16 protein-coding genes are annotated in these 17178 nt (G+C 32.0%); 12 read left to right on the top strand and 4 right to left on the bottom strand.

The genetic code is table 11. The features are described 5' to 3' along the window. Window positions 1–10 precede the first annotated feature (10 nt). Window positions 11–2383 (top strand): GAF domain-containing protein, encoded by a 2373-nt coding sequence (locus Q4Q39_RS00490; protein ID WP_303280414.1) that lies wholly within the window; start codon window positions 11–13, stop codon window positions 2381–2383. Here Q4Q39_RS00490 and Q4Q39_RS00495 read toward each other — a convergent pair. Beyond that, window positions 2380–2943 carry a pentapeptide repeat-containing protein gene (locus Q4Q39_RS00495; protein ID WP_303280415.1) on the bottom strand — a complete coding sequence of 188 codons (564 nt, stop codon included), beginning with the start codon at window positions 2941–2943 and terminating at the stop codon, window positions 2380–2382. The two genes, Q4Q39_RS00490 and Q4Q39_RS00495, sit on opposite strands and share 4 nt — an antisense overlap. 23 nt (window positions 2944–2966) lie before the next feature. After that, complete coding sequence (locus Q4Q39_RS00500; RefSeq protein ID WP_303280416.1) at window positions 2967–4178, bottom strand: Pycsar system effector family protein; 1212 nt, start codon at window positions 4176–4178, stop codon at window positions 2967–2969. A gap of 449 nt (window positions 4179–4627) precedes the next feature. Here Q4Q39_RS00500 and msrB point away from each other — a divergent pair, with 449 nt between their 5' ends. Genes msrB through Q4Q39_RS00535 form a run of 7 tightly spaced genes read left to right on the top strand, consistent with a single transcriptional unit; the run spans window position 4628 to window position 11879 of the window. Then, the gene (gene msrB / locus Q4Q39_RS00505; RefSeq protein ID WP_303280417.1) at window positions 4628–5089 is read left to right on the top strand and encodes a peptide-methionine (R)-S-oxide reductase MsrB; all 462 of its coding nucleotides are present in this window, start codon (window positions 4628–4630) and stop codon (window positions 5087–5089) included. Further along, complete coding sequence (msrA, locus tag Q4Q39_RS00510; RefSeq protein ID WP_303280418.1) at window positions 5079–5618, top strand: peptide-methionine (S)-S-oxide reductase MsrA; 540 nt, start codon at window positions 5079–5081, stop codon at window positions 5616–5618. Before msrB ends, msrA begins: the two co-directional genes overlap by 11 nt. Window positions 5619–5643: 25 nt before the next feature. Then, window positions 5644–6135 (top strand): peroxiredoxin family protein, encoded by a 492-nt coding sequence (locus Q4Q39_RS00515; protein ID WP_303280419.1) that lies wholly within the window; start codon window positions 5644–5646, stop codon window positions 6133–6135. Further along, window positions 6136–6387, top strand: coding sequence for a glutaredoxin family protein (locus Q4Q39_RS00520; RefSeq protein ID WP_303280420.1), 252 nt, complete (start codon window positions 6136–6138; stop codon window positions 6385–6387). It begins immediately after the preceding gene. Further along, on the top strand, window positions 6380–6907 hold the full coding sequence (locus Q4Q39_RS00525; RefSeq protein WP_303280421.1) for a peptide-methionine (S)-S-oxide reductase: 528 nt from the start codon (window positions 6380–6382) through the stop codon (window positions 6905–6907). The genes Q4Q39_RS00520 and Q4Q39_RS00525 overlap by 8 nt, the downstream gene beginning before the upstream one ends. Window positions 6908–6917: 10 nt before the next feature. Further along, window positions 6918–8141: a bifunctional alpha/beta hydrolase/OsmC family protein gene (locus tag Q4Q39_RS00530; protein WP_303280422.1), complete on the top strand. Its 1224-nt coding sequence runs from the start codon at window positions 6918–6920 to the stop codon at window positions 8139–8141. Window positions 8142–8174: 33 nt separating this feature from the next. Continuing rightward, window positions 8175–11879, top strand: coding sequence for a metallophosphoesterase (locus Q4Q39_RS00535; protein WP_303280423.1), 3705 nt, complete (start codon window positions 8175–8177; stop codon window positions 11877–11879). 147 nt (window positions 11880–12026) lie between these two features. Here Q4Q39_RS00535 and Q4Q39_RS00540 read toward each other — a convergent pair whose 3' ends face one another. Next, the gene (locus tag Q4Q39_RS00540; RefSeq protein WP_303280424.1) at window positions 12027–12869 is read right to left on the bottom strand and encodes a hypothetical protein; all 843 of its coding nucleotides are present in this window, start codon (window positions 12867–12869) and stop codon (window positions 12027–12029) included. 48 nt (window positions 12870–12917) lie between these two features. On the opposite strand from Q4Q39_RS00540, the gene Q4Q39_RS00545 reads away from it, so the two are divergent. The 3 genes from Q4Q39_RS00545 to Q4Q39_RS00555 all read left to right on the top strand — a co-directional run bounded on the left by Q4Q39_RS00545 (window position 12918) and on the right by Q4Q39_RS00555 (window position 15563). Then, window positions 12918–14129, top strand: coding sequence for a BaiN/RdsA family NAD(P)/FAD-dependent oxidoreductase (locus tag Q4Q39_RS00545; protein WP_303280425.1), 1212 nt, complete (start codon window positions 12918–12920; stop codon window positions 14127–14129). Window positions 14130–14515: 386 nt separating this feature from the next. Further along, window positions 14516–14767, top strand: coding sequence for a hypothetical protein (locus tag Q4Q39_RS00550; RefSeq protein WP_303280426.1), 252 nt, complete (start codon window positions 14516–14518; stop codon window positions 14765–14767). Window positions 14768–15023: 256 nt separating this feature from the next. Further along, window positions 15024–15563, top strand: a complete 540-nt coding sequence (locus tag Q4Q39_RS00555) for a DUF1697 domain-containing protein (RefSeq protein ID WP_303280427.1) — start codon at window positions 15024–15026, stop codon at window positions 15561–15563. Here the strand turns inward: Q4Q39_RS00555 and Q4Q39_RS00560 are convergent. Beyond that, the gene (locus Q4Q39_RS00560) at window positions 15560–15931 is read right to left on the bottom strand and encodes a hypothetical protein (protein WP_303280428.1); all 372 of its coding nucleotides are present in this window, start codon (window positions 15929–15931) and stop codon (window positions 15560–15562) included. The two genes, Q4Q39_RS00555 and Q4Q39_RS00560, sit on opposite strands and share 4 nt — an antisense overlap. 132 nt (window positions 15932–16063) lie before the next feature. Between Q4Q39_RS00560 and Q4Q39_RS00565 the strand changes: the two genes are divergently transcribed. Further along, a complete protein-coding gene (locus tag Q4Q39_RS00565) occupies window positions 16064–17173 on the top strand; it encodes a diphosphomevalonate decarboxylase (protein ID WP_303280429.1) in 1110 nt (369 codons plus the stop codon). Window positions 17174–17178: the final 5 nt, after the last annotated feature.

Genomic DNA, 17178 nt, shown 5'->3' on the forward strand with positions numbered 1-17178 from the left:
ATCTAATATTATGGATATTAACGATAACATCGAATCACCTTTAAATTTAAAGGTGAGTTTTAATGTCATGCTTAAACACTATGAAGCTTTGGCTAAAAGTGATGATGAATTTGTTGCGGCCAGAGCGAAGCGTATTATAGATATGGCCTGCGCTTATCCAGAGTTAGAAAAAGGTTTTAGTGATGTTTCAATATTAAAAAAAAGAGAGAAGGAAATAGCAATTATTCTTAAAGATTCATTTAGTCCCGTTTTAACTAAAAATGAAATAAAAACAGCATCAGTTCCTTTTCATAATTTAATATTTAATTCATCAGAGCGGTTTAAAAGTATCATTAAAACGGCGGGTGATAATTTTGAGCTTCAAATAAAAAATATGCCAGAAGATGATAGATATATCATAGCATGTACTATCATTTTAAATTTTTGTTACGGCTACAATTTAAATTTTAAGAGACCATTTTATTACGAAATCCCCGATGCTAATGGGATACTTCGTTATTACAAAATACTATATAATGCAGATTTTTGTGAAATCGTTCGAACAGAAGCTGCAAAAAAAATCACTCAGGAAGACTATGATGAATTACTCGATAATTTTGAAAACATAGATCTTTGGAAAGAAAAGTTTCCTCCTAATAGTTATATATTTAAGGGATTCGTTATATCAAATATTTTTGATGTTACAGATGATCAATCCATATCCAATATTAAGTCTAATCTTATTGGTGAAGACAAGCGAAAAGATGAAGGTTTCATTGAGGAGTTTCATGAAGTTTTCAGATCTCTTTTAGGAATAAATGATATAAAAGTTGGGTTTACAATCTATAATGAAGAAGAAGAAACATTTGAGCGTGTTTATGGTGTTGGGATGAATAGTTTTTTGCTGAACAAATCTGAAAGTACTTGTTGTAGAGGTGCTTTATGTAGTTGGTCTTATGATAGGTTGTTAAATGAAAATAAATTCTTTTCTGTATCGGACGTCGATAAAATGTTCAAATTATCTAAAGGCAAAGTACCACATATTACAGCCTTATATGAGCAAGGGATAAAAAGTGCCATTTTTGCACCTATAGCTAATGATAAAGGCTTAATGGGAATATTAGAAATAGTGTCTAGTACACCGCAAGTACTTAACAGTATAAATGCTAACAAATTAATAGATGTCATGCCGTTTATCATATCGGCGGTTGAGCGATCAAAAAGTGATGAAGAGAATTTAATAGAAGCGATTATACAAAAAGAATGCACCTCAATACACCCAAGTGTACACTGGCGATTTGAAAGAGAAGCAAGGAATTTTATAAAGTCTGAAATGAGCGGAGAACAAGCTGTTTTTAAAAAGATAGCTTTTGAGAATATTTATCCACTTTACGGACAAATTGATATTAAAGGATCATCTGAAGCACGAAATAAAGCAACGCAACAAGATTTAACACTTCAATTATCGTCCGTAAAAAGAATATTTAAAAGTGCTTCAGAAATAGAAAGCTTACCAATTTATGAGCAATTAATATATCAAACAGATAATTACCTTAAAGGTTTGAGTGTTCATTTTCAGGTGGATAGTGAGCAACAGATCTCTGAGTTTTTTAAACAGGATATAGAGCCTGTTCTTAAACATTTATATACAATAGATGAATTAAAAGAACAAATTAATGCCTATTTTGATAGTATTGATGATAAAGTAAATATGCTTTATAGACATAGAAAAGACTATGATGATACCATTGCATTGATTAATAAAAAAATGGCGTCCCTTTTAGATATAAAACAAGTGGAGGCACAACTAATGTACCCACATTATTTTGAGCGTTTTAAAACAGATGGGGTAGAGCATAACATGTACATTGGAGAGTCCATTACCAGAGAAGATAGCTTTAATCTTATCTATTTGTATAATTTACGTTTGTGGCAATTACAGGTGATGTGTGAAATGGAAAATTCATATTACCAAATGCGATCAGATTTTCCAGTATCGTTAGATGTTGCATCTATGATATTGGTATTTAATCAACCGTTATCTATAAGTTTCAGAATGGATGAAAAACAATTCGATGTGGATGGGACATATAATGCCCGTTACGAAATTGTAAAAAAACGAGTAGATAAAGCATATATAAAAGGCACTACAGAACGGGTTACTCAAAAAGGGAAGATTAGTATTGTATACTCTCAAAAGCAAGATGAAAAAGAGTATTTAAGATATATTAAATTTTTACAGTCCAGACACTATTTAGATACAGATGTTGAAATAGTTGAGCTTCAGGATTTACAAGCTGTTACAGGTCTTAAAGCGATTCGAGTAAGTGTACTATATCATAAAGATGAAAATGATAAGGCATTCTATACTTATGATGACTTAATGAAAGAGATTAGGGCTTAATTTTCAATTTTAATTTGATACTTACCAAGTAACCCTGCTACATTCTCTTTTGAGAACTTAGCATACTTTATTTTATTATTTTCAGGATCTAAAGACAGATTATATGCTGTTTTAAAGTTAACACGTTCTAACATCGTGTTTTGAAAAAGAGCATGTTTTAAATTGCAGTTTTGAAAAGTGCTGCCAGATAAATTAGTTTCAGTAAAATCCACGCTGGTTAAATTACAGTCTTTAAAAAGCATTTTTTTTAAAGTTAAATTGTAAAATACAGAAAGTTCTAGGTTACAGTTATCAAAAGAAACAGATAAGAATAAATCATCACAGTTATTAAAATGAATGCCTAACAATTTACAATTAGAAAAATGGATATTGTTAAGTACAGTATGACTTATATTGGTTAAACTAAAATGGCAATCGGTAAACTGGCAGTCTGTAAAAGACATGTTTGATAAATCAGCATTCACAAAATCACATTTTGTAAACCGACAATCTTCATATTCTTCCTTATTTAAAGGTTTGTCAGAATAATTTAGATTCTCAAAATCTTTATTCTCAATCAATTCAATCTATTTTAAAATTTTTATTACATAACTGTAGTAGCACCAGAATAAAACTGAAATGCAATAGCAAAAGAAAGAACACTCACTATAATGCCTAGCATAAATACACTATAAGTTAAACGAAGTATTTTATATTTTTTGTCTAAAACCAATCCAAGAAAATACAAATCTTTTTTCATGGAAGAATAAAGATAATCTCTATCCTGCATCATTTCTCCCATAGCCCATTCAAAGTCTTTAAGACTCATTTTATGAAAGTTACCAAAAAATAATAAATTAACCTTTTTATTAGCGACGTCCTCTTTAGTAAACTTGCCACTTGTAACATTTGGACGCGTAGCTAAAATGGATAACACTATAGATATAACTGTAAATAATACAAAAATAATTGTTGGAACAATTAAATACTGGTTTGAAGCATTATCTAATTTTGAAACTAAATTAGAAAGGACTAAGGATACAATTATAGCATTAACCGACAATAAAATATTAGCCTTCGTATCTGCAATATTACTTAAAGTGATGTGGTTTTTAAGAGTGACCCTAAACATGGTCTCAATACCACGCTCTGGTAGTGCAACTTTATTTTTTTTAAAACTTAGCTCCTCCTTTTTATGCTTTAGTTTGGTAGCTTCTTGTTTTAATTTATTCTGAGCTTTCAATAATTGAGCAAGGTTTTTACTTTTTGTTTTATCCCAATTAGCTGAAGCTACATCGGTGTAGAACCGATGCTCATTAGATAAAAAATCAATATTCATGTTCAACCATTCTTCTTCACTCAGAATCTTATTGTATGCAATCTCCCATTCTTTTCTAAGTAACTCTGTAATATCACTAAATCTTTTGCTTCCTATATGAGCAGAATCAGCATCCCTGATTGTTTTTTCTAACTCATCTTTTGGCTCATAATTCATTTTAGTAGCTAAAATTAAATCAGAGATACGCTTTATGTCATTTTCAGATATATTATGCTCTTTTAAAAAAGGTTTAGCAATTTTTACGCTTTCATCTTCATGATTATCAATACTTTTTGTGTAGCCAGTATCATGAAACCAAGCACTTAAGAGTAAAAGGAATTTATCGGTTTCTTTTAAATTCGAAAGCTCAGCGAGTTCATTGGTTTTTTTTACAACACTTTGGGTATGCGATAAATTATGATAAACAAATTTGTTATCAAGATTATCGTTTAAATATTGAATGACATATTTTTCTGCTTCAGCAATAAGATTGTCCATAGAAAAGAAATGATTTTCAGTAAAAATACTAAACTTTAATTAAAAAAACTCCTCCGAGATTCTGCTCGGGGCTTCCGTTTAAATTGTCATTCCCGTGAAATCGTAAGATTCATGAATTTATTATTATAAAACTATTAAGTAATGAATAAAACGGGCATCTAAATGACGGAATTTCGATTTTTTATTTCTTTGTCAAAATAAAACCAGCGAAATACTTCTATGGCTCTACCTTTGAGATGATTTGGTTCCAAGAAATTCTTTATTTAATGCAAATTAAACACTATATTTTGTCGTATATTTCAATGGTACTTTACATGGATATTTATATACGAGAACTCAATGTTAGTTTAATAGCATTGTACGAGAAACTGTAAGGAATTAAACTTAGACTAGACTAGTATTAAAGTAAAAGCATATTAATACTAATTAAAAAAGAAAGGAACATTATTATGCTAACTTGGAAAGATGTAATCAATTTTTCTGTAAAAGGAAATCCAACTCCAGACAGGCGCGTTGAAAAAACAGACGCAGAATGGCGTACTCAATTAACCCCAGAGCAATTTAGAATTACCAGACAAAAAGGAACCGAACATCCACATAGTGGTGCGCTTTGTAGTGCGCATGATGCAGGTAAGTACAACTGTGTCTGTTGTGATACACCTTTGTTTGATTCTACTATTAAATTTAGCTCAGGAACGGGTTGGCCCAGTTTTACACAGCCTATTAAAGAAAATGCTATTAAATATGAAAGAGATACAGCATTTGGTATGGTACGCGTAGAAGTGATGTGTAATACTTGTGATGCGCATTTAGGACATGTGTTCCCAGATGGACCAGAACCTAGCGGTTTACGTTATTGTATAAATTCTGAATCTATGCAATTGGAAAAGGAGACAATCAATGACAAATAAAAATTTAGAGCTAGCCACATTTGGTGGCGGTTGTTTTTGGTGTACAGAAGCCGTATTCTTAGAAGTTAAAGGTATTGAAGAAGTAGTATCTGGATATTCAGGAGGTCATGTCCCTGGGCATCCGACCTATCGTGAAATTTGTTCAGGTTTAACAGGACATGCCGAAGTGATTCAGGTAACATTTGATACTAATGTGATTTCTTATGAAGATATATTAGTTATTTTCATGACAACTCACGACCCAACAACCTTGAATCGACAGGGAGCAGATAAAGGCACACAATACCGATCGGTTATTTATTATCATGATGAGAAGCAAAAAGACATTGCTGAGATTGTTTTAAAGCAAGTAGCTCCTTATTATGAGAATTCTATTGTTACAGAAATTAGCCCTTTAGATGTGTTTTATAAAGCAGAAGATGATCATCAAAACTACTATAGAAATAATCAGGAACAAGGCTATTGTAGCTTTGTAATTACGCCTAAATTGGCAAAACTGCGTAAACTTCACGCAGACAAATTGAAATAATTAAAAAAAGAAAGGACTCATTATAATGTCAAATCATTCAGGGCAAAAACAAGTGTTTAATGCTCCAGAATTTCATGTCAATGATTGGATTGACGCTCATGGAAATAAAACGGAAGCCATAAAACTTTCAGATTTAAAAAGTAAATTTAAAATAGTATACTGTTTTCAAAGCTGGTGTCCAGGCTGCCATAGTAAAGGACTACCAGATCTTAAAAAAATGGTAGATGCTTTAAAAGAACATTCGGACATCACCTTTTTGGCCATACAGACAGTTTTTGAAGGGCATGAGGCTAATACGTACCAAAAGATGGTGGAAACACAAAAAAAGTATGACTTAAACATACCGTTTGGGCATGATGCTGGAGATGATGGTAAATCGCGATCAAATATGATGACTAATTATCAAACGGGAGGAACCCCTTGGTTTATTTTTATTGATACACACGATAAAGTTGTATTCTCAGATTTTCATTTAAACCCAGATGCAGCAATCCATTTTTTAAAAACGATTGGTTAAATGAAAAAAGCCATTAAGCTTTATGGTGCAGATAGATGTCACAAAACACAATACTATAAGACATTTTTTGAAACACGTCATTTAGATTACGTGTTTCTTGATGTCGAAAAGAATGATGCTTTTGCTGATGAACTAAGACGTTTATATGAAAACAGAAAACTCAATTTTCCAACAATAACAGTTGGAGATAAAAAATTAAGAAATCCGTCTGATAAAGAGTTGAACAAACGTATTGCAAATTTAGATGAATAGTAAACTAGATAAAATAGCTCTAGGAGGTGGTTGTCATTGGTGTACAGAAGCTGTATTTCAATCGTTAAAAGGTGTCGTGAAAGTTGAGCAAGGTTATGTGGCTTCAGTAGAAGAAAACAGTAACTTTTCAGAAGCTATCATTGTACATTTCAATAGGGATGAGATTTCATTAAAAACACTTATTGAAATTCATTTGCACACACATAAAAGTACAAGTAATCATTCCATGCGAAGTAAATATAGGTCTGCTGTCTATACATTTTTAGAAGAACAAAGAAGAGCGTCGAAATGTATCATTGAAGATTTTCAGAAAGACTTTGATCATGCATTAATTACTAAAGTACATCCTTTTCAATCCTTTAAAGCTTCAAGAGAAGCCATTCAAAATTATTATCAAAAAAATCCAAATAAGCCTTTTTGTAAAACATTTATTGATCCTAAATTAAAATACTTGCTACAAAAGTTTTCTCATCAAATTAACCAAAGTAAAGTAGCACATCTAGCTACGACTATAGTATAAAATTTTAAAAATGAAAAGCTCAAAACTAAATATTCAAAATAACAAAGGCATAAAACTTCAGGCATATTTAGAGTTGCCGGCAAATCAAAAACCAAACTACTTTGCCATTTTTGCACATTGTTTTACATGTACAAGTTCATTAAGTGCCGTAAAAAATATTAGTCGCGCCTTAACGAACCATGGTTTTGGAGTGGTAAGATTCGATTTTACAGGTTTAGGTAGAAGTGAAGGAGAATTTGCTGAGAGTCATTTTTCTGGCAATGTTGATGATTTAATTGCTGTAAGTAATTATATGAATTCTAATTACGAAGCACCATCTCTATTGGTTGGTCATTCGTTAGGAGGTGCAGCAGTGCTTTCTGCAGCTTCTCAATTAGAGAATATTAAAGCTGTAGCAACCATTGGAGCACCCGCAACAGTAAGTCATGTAACGCATTTGTTCTCTCATGGTATTGCAGAGGTTAAAGAAAAGGGGGAAGTAGAAGTTAATATTGGAGGGCGCCCTTTTAAAATTAATAAGGATTTTGTTGAAGATTTTGATAAAACCGACTTGCCTTCTATTGTAAAGACATTACGAAAGCCATTATTAATTTTACACGCACCCACAGACACTGTTGTAGGTATTAAAAATGCAGAACATCTATACCATTATGCGCATCACCCAAAAAGTTTTGTAACACTTGATGATGCCGATCATTTACTATCAAATCCAAACGATAGTAAATATGCAGGAAATATAATTGGTACTTGGGTTCAACGCTATTTTGAGCCTAAAGAAAATAAAATGTTGGAAATTAAAGGCGAGCAATTAGTAGGGCATTTAAATTTAGTTGAAGACAACTTTACAACTTCCATTCAAACCAAAAATCATACGATGATTGCAGATGAACCAGCCTCTATTGGAGGTGATGATTTTGGGCCTTCGCCTTACGAATATCTTAACGCTGGTCTGGTTGCTTGCACAGCTATGACTTTGAAAATGTATGCACAACGTAAGCAATGGGATTTACAAGAGGTGTTTGTATATGTCACACATTCCAGAAAACATAGTGACGATTTGGGCTTGGAAATAGAAATGCCAACTTACTTGGATCATATTAGTAAAAAGCTGAAATTTGTTGGTAATTTGGATGAAAAACAAAAAGAACGCTTAAAAGAAATTGCATCAAAATGTCCAGTACACAAAACCATTGCAAGTGAAGTCGTTTTTGATACAACCATTATAAAAGATTAAATTATTACCTTTAATCGTTCATAAAACCCTCATATGAATACAAAATATAGAATCTTTCTAAGTTTAATTATACTATTTATATTCAGCGCTTGTGCTACATATAAACCACAATATAAAAACTCAGAAACAACTAATTCTTTCCCAAATAAAGAGATCAAACACTCTTTTTATTTAATTGGAGATGCTGGTAATTCTCCTTTAGGAATGTCTTCTAAAGGATTACAATCATTTAAAAAAGAATTAAGCAAAGCTTCAAAAAATAGTACAGCACTTTTTTTAGGAGACAACATCTATCCAAAAGGCTTACCGAAAAAAGAAGATGAAGGCAGAGCCTTTGCAGAACATCAGTTAAATATTCAAACAGAAGCGGTCAAAGATTTTAAAGGGCAAACGGTTTTTATTCCGGGAAATCACGATTGGTATAACAATGGACTTAAAGGGCTTAAGAGGCAAGAAAAATACATTGAAAAAATATTAGGTAAAAATACATTTCTACCAGAAAATGGTTGTCCGATTGAAAGGATAAATATATCAGATGATATCGTTATGATTGTGGTCGATTCGGAATGGTATTTAACCGATTGGAACAAACATCCGACAATAAATGACGATTGCGAGATAAAAACCAAAACTAAGTTTTTTGATGAGTTTGAAAGTGAAATAAAGAAAGCAAGAGGGAAAACAACCATTGTAGCTTTGCATCATCCCATGTTTACTAATGGTGCCCATGGTGGACAGTATTCTATGAAAGATCATATGAAGCCTATCCCAGTTTTAGGAACGCTTAAAAATTTAATCCGTAAAACTGGAGGTGTAACGATTGTAGATGTTCAGAATAAGATGTATAATGAATTTAGAAAACGCATTATTACATTATCTCAGGAAAACGATAAAGTTGTTTTTGTATCTGGACACGATCATAATTTGCAATACACTGTTCAAGATAATTTACCTCAAATAGTAAGCGGTTCTGGCTCTAAAGAAAAGGCTGCTCGTAATGTTGGGAACGGACAATTTTCTTATGCGGCTCAGGGCTATGCAAGATTAGATGTGTTTAAAGATGGATCATCGCATGTTCGTTTTTATTCGGCAGAAGATGATACCGTTGTGTTTCAAACAGAGGTTTTAGAAGCAGAAGAAATAAAAACGATTAAAACTTACAAGGATAATACTGAAAAAGAAGTTGTAGCTTCTATTTACTCTGAAGAAGAAACGACCAAAGGAGGCACTTATAAAATGCTTTGGGGTAAACGCTATCGTGATGAATTTAGTACGAAGGTTAAAGCACCTACAGTAAGACTCGATACACTTTTTGGTGGATTAACCCCAGTTAGAAAAGGAGGAGGCCATCAATCAAAATCTTTGCGATTAAAAGATAGTGAAGGTAGAGAATATGTTATGAGAGCACTTCGTAAAAATGCGATTCAGTATATACAAGCAGTGGGGTTTAAAGACCAATATATAGAAGGCCAATTTGAAGATTCTTATACAGAAGGCATTCTACTAGATGTTTTTACAGGGTCACATCCTTACGCACCTTTTACAATAGGAACACTCTCTGATGCTGTTGGTATTTATCATACCAATCCAGTGCTTTATTATGTGCCAAAGCAATCAACCTTAGGTCAATTTAATAGCGAGTTTGGAAACGAACTTTATATGATTGAAGAACGTGCAAGCTCTGGTCATGGCGATAAAGCTAGTTTTGGTTTTTCTGATGAACTTGTAAGTACAGACGATTTATTAAAGGAATTAAAAGAAGATGAAGATCATGTTGTAGATGAAGAAGCGTATATAAGGGCACGTTTATTTGATATGCTGATTGGTGATTGGGATAGACATGAAGACCAGTGGCGTTGGGCAGAATTTAAAGAAAAAGGTAAAAAAATATATCGTCCGGTTCCAAGAGACCGTGACCAGGCGTTTTCTATTATGGCAGATGGTACTTTACTTGGTTTAGCAACGACCATCGTGCCTTCATTACGTTTATTACAGAGTTACGAAGAAGAATTAAAAACACCAAAATGGTTTAATTTAGAGCCTTATCCTTTAGATATGACTTTAATTAACCAATCTGATAAAAGTGTTTGGGATGCTCAGGTAAAACATATTGTAGAAAATTTAACAAATGCCATAATTGAAGAAGCATTTTTAAACTTCCCACCTGAAGTCAGTGATGAAAGTATAAAAGATATTAAACGTAAACTTAAAGGAAGACGCTCTAATTTACAAGCCATTTCTGATACATATTACGACCATATAAGTAAGTTCGCAGTTGTTAAAGGAACCGATAAAGACGATTGGTTTCAAATAGAGCGCCTGCCTCAAGGGGATACTAAAGTAACAGCTTATAGAATTAAAAATGGAAAAAAAGCAGATGTGTTTCATCAAAGAACTTATAGCTGTATAAATACTAAAGAAATATGGATTTATGGTTTAGATGATGATGATGTGTTTGAAGTTTCAGGAGAAGGTGATAAGCTTATAAAAATACGATTAATAGGAGGACAGAATAATGATACTTATAATATCAAAAATGGTAAGCGTGTAAATATTTATGATTATAAATCCAAAGAAAATACATTCGCTACAAATAAAGGGCGAAAACAACTTACAGATGATTACGAAACGAATGTTTACGACTATAAAAAACTAAAAAACAGTAGTAATCAATTAATGCCAACTATAGGTTCTAATCCAGATGATGGACTTAAAATAGGGTTTTCTAACACCCTAACTAATTACGGTTTTATGCGGAATCCTTTTACATCTAAGCATATAGTTTCCGGAGCTTATTATTTTGCAACACAGGGGTTTGATTTTGGTTATAACGGGGAGTTTGCAAAAGTTGTTGGGAATATGAATTTAAGCTTACAGGCACAATTTACAAGCCCTAATTATGCTATTAATTTCTTCGGATTTGGTAATAACACACCAAATCCAGAAGCGGATGATAATGATGGTTTAGATGTGTCCTTAGATTATAATCGTGTCAAATTACAAACACTGAAATTTTCGCCATCATTAATTTGGCGAGGTCGTTTGGGCGCTAGTTTTAAAATAGGATTATTATACGAGTCTTACGAAGTAGAAGAAACGGAAGGACGATTTATTAACGATCAGTTTATTGGAAATAATACAGAGGTTGAGAATGACTATTATGGTATTGATGCAAAATATCATTATGAGAATTATGATAATAAAGCATTTCCAACATTAGGAATGATGATAGCACTACAAACAGGATATAAAAACAACTTGGACGAATCAAAAGGTTTTGCATATCTAATTCCAGAAATAGCCTTCGATTATAAATTAGTGCCTAGTGGGCAATTAGTATTAGCAACAAAGCTGAAAGGCCATGTGAATTTTGGAGACGGGTTTGAGTTTTATCAAGGAGCAAACATAGGTGCTAATAATGGTTTAAGAGGTTATAGAAACGAACGATTTACAGGTGAAAGTTCATTTGTTCAAAGTACCGACATACGATTAAATTTACGCAAAGTAAAAACAGGATTATTACCTTTAAATATTGGGTTTTATGGAGGTGTAGATTATGGGCGTGTTTGGGTTGATAATGACTTATTATTAAATCCAAATGATCATTCAGATAATTGGAATACGTCTATTGGTGGTGGTATTTTTGCGAATGCTGCAAATATGATTACTTTAAACCTATCTGTGTTTAATAGTGATGACGGTTTGCGTTTAGCTTTTAGAATGGGATTTGGGTTTTAACGTCATCCTGAACTTTTGTATAGAACTTATTCAAGGTTTACCAAAGTTTAATACGCTAATCGAAAGTTGTGTCCGGTCGAGCGCAGTCGAGACCTATTTATTTAAGTTATTTAAAATTAACAACCTCTCGAGGAGACAGATAAAAGTTTACTCCAACTTAAACTCGTACAAATTCCCGCCACCTCCATGGGCTTTTTCATCAGTAATATAAACCGTGTTTCTATCTTTAAAACAAATACTTTCTTTTTGTGATTCATTTTTAAAATCATACTGTTTAAAAGTACCATTGAAGAAATCGTCTGAAGTAAAATCGGTAAAAACCAAAAATGATTTCTGGGTTAATAAAACCATTTGTTTTCCATCATCGCTTATATCAGCAGAAGTTATCCAACAATGTAAATCGTCGCAAAAGCTAAACGTACTAATGAGTTCAGCTATATGATTGCCTTTTTTAGCAGGAATTTTATATAAGTGTGTTTTACCAAAATCGTTTTTCACACGACTTTTAGTAAACAAATACAAACTATCATTGTAATGGAAGAATGCTTCACAATCAAAATATAATTTTTTCTTTTTTGGAGGAAACTTTTTCTGGTTTGAATATGTAAAAGAGATACGTTCAATATCAATTTTTTTCGAACTTTTTAAATCGGTTGCATTTACCTTTAAAACACATAGGTTTTTACGTTCGTTAACATTATTTCCAAAATCACCTATATAAAGATTTCCAGCCTTATCTGCTGTTAAATCTTCCCAATCATGGTTTTTTGCGTCAATTTTTAATTCTTTTTTTATCTTACCTTTTCTATTTAATCCATAAATTTTAGATGCGTTTCCACTGTCATTTAGCATCCAGATTACATCCGAATTTGATACTATTTCTGTTCCAGAAACTTCGTGTAACGTTTTAGGTAAATCAGCAATCACGTTTTGACTTTCTGGATTACATGAAACTGTTAAGAGTATTACTAATAAAAGAAATTTATTCATTTAGGCAGTCATCATTTATAATGCTAAATTTACGCAGTAATTTTTAATATGAAAACATACGACGTTATTATTGTTGGAGGAGGAGCAGCAGGTTTTTTTGCAGCTATTAATATTGCAGAGCAAAATCCGAGTTTAAAAGTAGCCATTTTAGAACGCGGAAAAGATGGACTTCAAAAAGTTAAAATATCTGGAGGAGGGCGCTGTAATGTGACGCATGCAGAATTTATACCTTCAGAATTAGTGCAAAATTATCCGAGAGGTGAAAAAGAATTATTAGGACCTTTTCATCGGTTTATGACGGGAGATACTATGGAGTGGTTTGAAAAGCGTGGGGTTCCATTAAAAATTGAAGACGATGGTCGCATGTTTCCTGAATCAAACTCATCTCAAACCATTATTGATTGTTTTTTAAAAGAGGCACAAAAGAATGGCGTAGAAGTTTTATACAATCATTCGGTAAAGTCTATTAAAAAGAAACAAGACTTATGGGAGTTAGAAACAATAGAAGGAGGATTTGCTTCAAAAAAAGTATTGATAGCAACTGGTAGCAACCCGAAGATTTGGAGCTTATTAGAAAACTTAGGACATTCTATTTCACAACCCGTTCCTTCTCTTTTTACTTTCGATATTAGAGATCCTCGAATTAAAGATATTCCTGGAGTTGTAGCTCAGAATGTAACTGTCAAAGTTATTGATAGTCATTTAGAGTCTGAAGGTCCATTACTCATTACGCATGTCGGTATGAGTGCTCCTGCAATTTTAAAACTTTCAGCATTTGGTGCCTTGGAATTAGCAAAACGTGATTATAAGTTTCAAATTAAAATCAATTTTATAAAACAAGACTTTAAAGACTGTTTGGTTGATTTAAAGGAATTAAAACAAGAGTTGGCAAAAAAAACGGTAATTAAATTTACGCAATACGAATTACCAAAAAGACTATGGCAACAATTAGTATTAGCATCCGATATTTCCATGACTACAACATGGGCAGATATAAACAAGCAGCAATTAGAAGCTTTAGCACTACAATTAACAGAAGCGATGTTTAAAGTGACTGGTAAAAGCACCTTTAAAGAAGAATTTGTTACAGCAGGAGGCATCAATTTAAAAGAGGTTAACTTTAAAACCTTTGAAAGCAAACTTTGTGAAGACTTATATTTTGCTGGTGAAATTTTAAATATAGATGCTATTACAGGAGGGTTTAATTTTCAGAATGCCTGGACAGGTGCTTATATTGCAGCTAAATCGATTGTTAGTTAGTTATTATTTTGAGTTTCGAGTCATTTCGACGATAGGAGAAATCACATAATCAGAATAACATAAAAGCTATTAGAGTGTAATATTTCAATTGTTCCTCATTCAACATGATATCGGTTTATTGAAGTGATTTAAACTTTTTGTGTTTAAGCGAAAATTAGTCATTTTTTGAATCATTTGAAGGCTTTTTTAAGTTGCATAGCAGAGCTACGGAAGGCAAAAAAGACAAAAATGAACTAAAAAGGGCAATTTTTTAGTAAATGAAAAAAGTTTAAATGACTTCATTGTAAAAAATGATTTGTATGGCTTTCTAAAAACTAAAAGATTAGTCAAAATAAATATCTGTTCAATATTTATTTTATATATTAGATATATATAATGTATATATCATGGGAAAAACAAAAAAGTTAATAGAGTTAGATGATAAAGCTATCGAGATTCTTGAAAAGCAGGCGAAACTCCAAAAGCGTTCACTTAAAAATTATATTGAATATACGTTAGAAGATACAGCAGCTCGCTTTGCTGAGCCTTCGGAAGCTTATAAAGCTATGATGGACGATATGATAAAAAGAGATAAAGAAGGAAATTTGAAAACAACATCTGTTGCTGAGGTTTTAGCGAGTTATGGAAGAAAATTATAGAGTTTCGTCAGAAGCTAAGCTAGAACTTCACAGAGCGTTATACTATTTCAAGTTGATGAATAAAGATGGTATGTTTATGGATGATTTAATTAGTCAATTGAGACTCATTTCTTCTATGCCTACCGCATTTCAAATTAAGTATAAAAATATTAGGGTTCTTGGATTTAATAAATTTAACTACTCAATTCATTATATGATTAAGGCGGGTGACAATATTATAATTTATCATATACTCAATCAAAAACAAGATTTTTAAATGCAAACATACATAGCACTTTTAAGAGGTATTAATGTTAGCGGGCAAAAAAAGATCCCAATGGCAGAGTTACGGGAGTTACTAACTAACTCTGGATTAAAAAATGTACAGACTTATATCCAAAGTGGGAATGTGATTTTCAAATCATCAGAACAAGATATTCAAAAGTTGGAATTAAGGATACACGAGGCTATCAAAGCATATTTTGGTTTTGAAGTGCCAATTCTTATAAAAACACCAAAGAGTTTACAAAAGGTCTTTGATGACTGTCCATTTTCTGAAGAAAAGAAAACAAATAGCTATTTTACACTATTATATACTATTCCAGATAAAGATTTAGTAAACGAAGCTGCAAAATTATCATACCCAAATGAAGAATTCGTTATAACGAAAGATTGTATTTACTTTTATTGTTCTACGGGTTATGGAAAGGCTAAGTACAGTAATAATTTTTTTGAACGTAAGCTAAAAACAACATCAACAGCTAGAAATTATAAAACGATGGTAAAGCTTTTAGAGTTATCCTCAAATGTATCTTAATTCCTTGTGAATTCTATTAAAGGACCATCTACTTCTGGATGGTCAGATAAAAACAGATTACCATCTTTAAAATAATAATCATATTCAACCGATAGAATCGTTATCTTCCCTTCTTTTAATGAAAAAAGGTAACTTCCAGTATCTAGTATTTGTAGGTTCTCGTCAGGATTGTTAACAACAGTTATTTTATTGTTTGATAGATTGAAATTCCAAACATGTTCTCCTTTTTGAAAATCAACAGGGGAGCATTCGCAAGTGACGTCTATTAAATGCCAGGTACCATTTAAGGTGTTTTTGTTTGGTTCATCATCATTCGAACAAGATGACATGAATCCAATTAAAGCAAAAATTAGTATTATTTTTTTCATAGTGCCTTTCTTGGTTTATAAGTAGATACAAAAGTGTTTATTTGGTTGCGTCAAATTATAATTACATATAGGTGACCAATTTGATATTTCCTATTTTTGCCAAATATTAATTATCGGTAGATTTAAAAAAGAATGCAAGAAATACGATTCATTCCTAAAGCTTATACAAGTTCTGTTGAAGATGGAAGTTTTACATGGACATCACCAAGCAATATCGCTTTAGTTAAATATTGGGGTAAAAAAGAACACCAGATTCCAGAGAATCCATCCGTTAGCTTTACGCTAGATAATTGTAAAACAACAACAATATTAAGTTTTTCTAAAAAAGAAAAACAGGATAATTTCTCGTTCGACGTTTTTTTAGATGGCGATAAAAAAGATGATTTTAAACCAAAAATAGAAACCTTTTTCAAACGAATTGAAGTTTATCTACCGTTTTTAAAAAACTATCATTTTAAGATTGAAACCTCTAATACATTTCCACATAGTTCTGGTATAGCTTCTTCTGCAAGTGGTATGAGTGCTTTGGCCATGTGTTTAATGAGTCTAGAAAAATTGCTGATTGAATCTGATGTAGCCATGAGTACAGACGAAAACACTATTAATGATGGTTTTTTCATTCAAAAAGCATCTTTTTTAGCACGTTTAGGTTCTGGAAGTGCTTGTAGAAGTTTAGAAGGCGATTTAGTAGTTTGGGGAAAACATCACGAAATTGAAGGTAGTTCAGATTTATTTGGTGTTAAGTATCCGTTTGAAGTACATGAAAACTTTAAAAATTACCGAGACACTATTTTGTTGGTTGATAAAGGTGAAAAACAAGTAAGTAGCTCGGTTGGTCATAATTTAATGTATGGTCACCCGTTTGCACAAGAACGCTTTAAACAAGCTCATAAGAATTTATCAAGTTTAATAAATGTATTTAAAGAAGGCGATTTGGATACATTTATAGAAATTGTTGAAAGTGAGGCGTTAACGCTTCATGCAATGATGATGACCAGTATGCCTTATTTTATTTTAATGAAACCAAATACCTTAGAAATTATAAATAAAATTTGGTCATTTAGACAAACTACAAACTCGAAAGTTTGTTTTACCCTAGATGCAGGTGCCAATGTACATGTATTGTACCCTGAAAGTGAATCTGAGCAAGTTTGTGAATTCATTAAGAATGAATTAGTTGCATTTTGTCAAAAAGGTCAGTATATTAACGATAAAATTGGATTTGGAGCAAAACAATTGTAATTTTG

Origin of the sequence: Flavivirga amylovorans (assembly GCF_030540875.1) — a bacterium.
Taxonomy (GTDB): Bacteria; Bacteroidota; Bacteroidia; order Flavobacteriales; family Flavobacteriaceae; genus Flavivirga; species Flavivirga amylovorans.

Bases quoted from the DNA above. Each gene is read 5' to 3' on its own strand.
- msrA (WP_303280418.1), top strand. From the start codon at position 5,079: ATGACAAATAAAAATTTAGAGCTAGCCACATTTGGTGGCGGTTGTTTT.
- Q4Q39_RS00515 (WP_303280419.1), top strand. From the start codon at position 5,644: ATGTCAAATCATTCAGGGCAAAAACAAGTGTTTAATGCTCCAGAATTT.
- Q4Q39_RS00560 (WP_303280428.1), bottom strand. From the start codon at position 15,931: ATGAAAAAAATAATACTAATTTTTGCTTTAATTGGATTCATGTCATCT.
- Q4Q39_RS00520 (WP_303280420.1), top strand. From the start codon at position 6,136: ATGAAAAAAGCCATTAAGCTTTATGGTGCAGATAGATGTCACAAAACA.
- Q4Q39_RS00530 (WP_303280422.1), top strand. From the start codon at position 6,918: ATGAAAAGCTCAAAACTAAATATTCAAAATAACAAAGGCATAAAACTT.
- msrB (WP_303280417.1), top strand. From the start codon at position 4,628: ATGCTAACTTGGAAAGATGTAATCAATTTTTCTGTAAAAGGAAATCCA.
- Q4Q39_RS00535 (WP_303280423.1), top strand. From the start codon at position 8,175: ATGAATACAAAATATAGAATCTTTCTAAGTTTAATTATACTATTTATA.
- Q4Q39_RS00490 (WP_303280414.1), top strand. From the start codon at position 11: ATGGATATTAACGATAACATCGAATCACCTTTAAATTTAAAGGTGAGT.
- Q4Q39_RS00545 (WP_303280425.1), top strand. From the start codon at position 12,918: ATGAAAACATACGACGTTATTATTGTTGGAGGAGGAGCAGCAGGTTTT.
- Q4Q39_RS00565 (WP_303280429.1), top strand. From the start codon at position 16,064: ATGCAAGAAATACGATTCATTCCTAAAGCTTATACAAGTTCTGTTGAA.
- Q4Q39_RS00555 (WP_303280427.1), top strand. From the start codon at position 15,024: ATGCAAACATACATAGCACTTTTAAGAGGTATTAATGTTAGCGGGCAA.
- Q4Q39_RS00550 (WP_303280426.1), top strand. From the start codon at position 14,516: ATGGGAAAAACAAAAAAGTTAATAGAGTTAGATGATAAAGCTATCGAG.
- Q4Q39_RS00500 (WP_303280416.1), bottom strand. From the start codon at position 4,178: ATGGACAATCTTATTGCTGAAGCAGAAAAATATGTCATTCAATATTTA.
- Q4Q39_RS00540 (WP_303280424.1), bottom strand. From the start codon at position 12,869: ATGAATAAATTTCTTTTATTAGTAATACTCTTAACAGTTTCATGTAAT.
- Q4Q39_RS00525 (WP_303280421.1), top strand. From the start codon at position 6,380: ATGAATAGTAAACTAGATAAAATAGCTCTAGGAGGTGGTTGTCATTGG.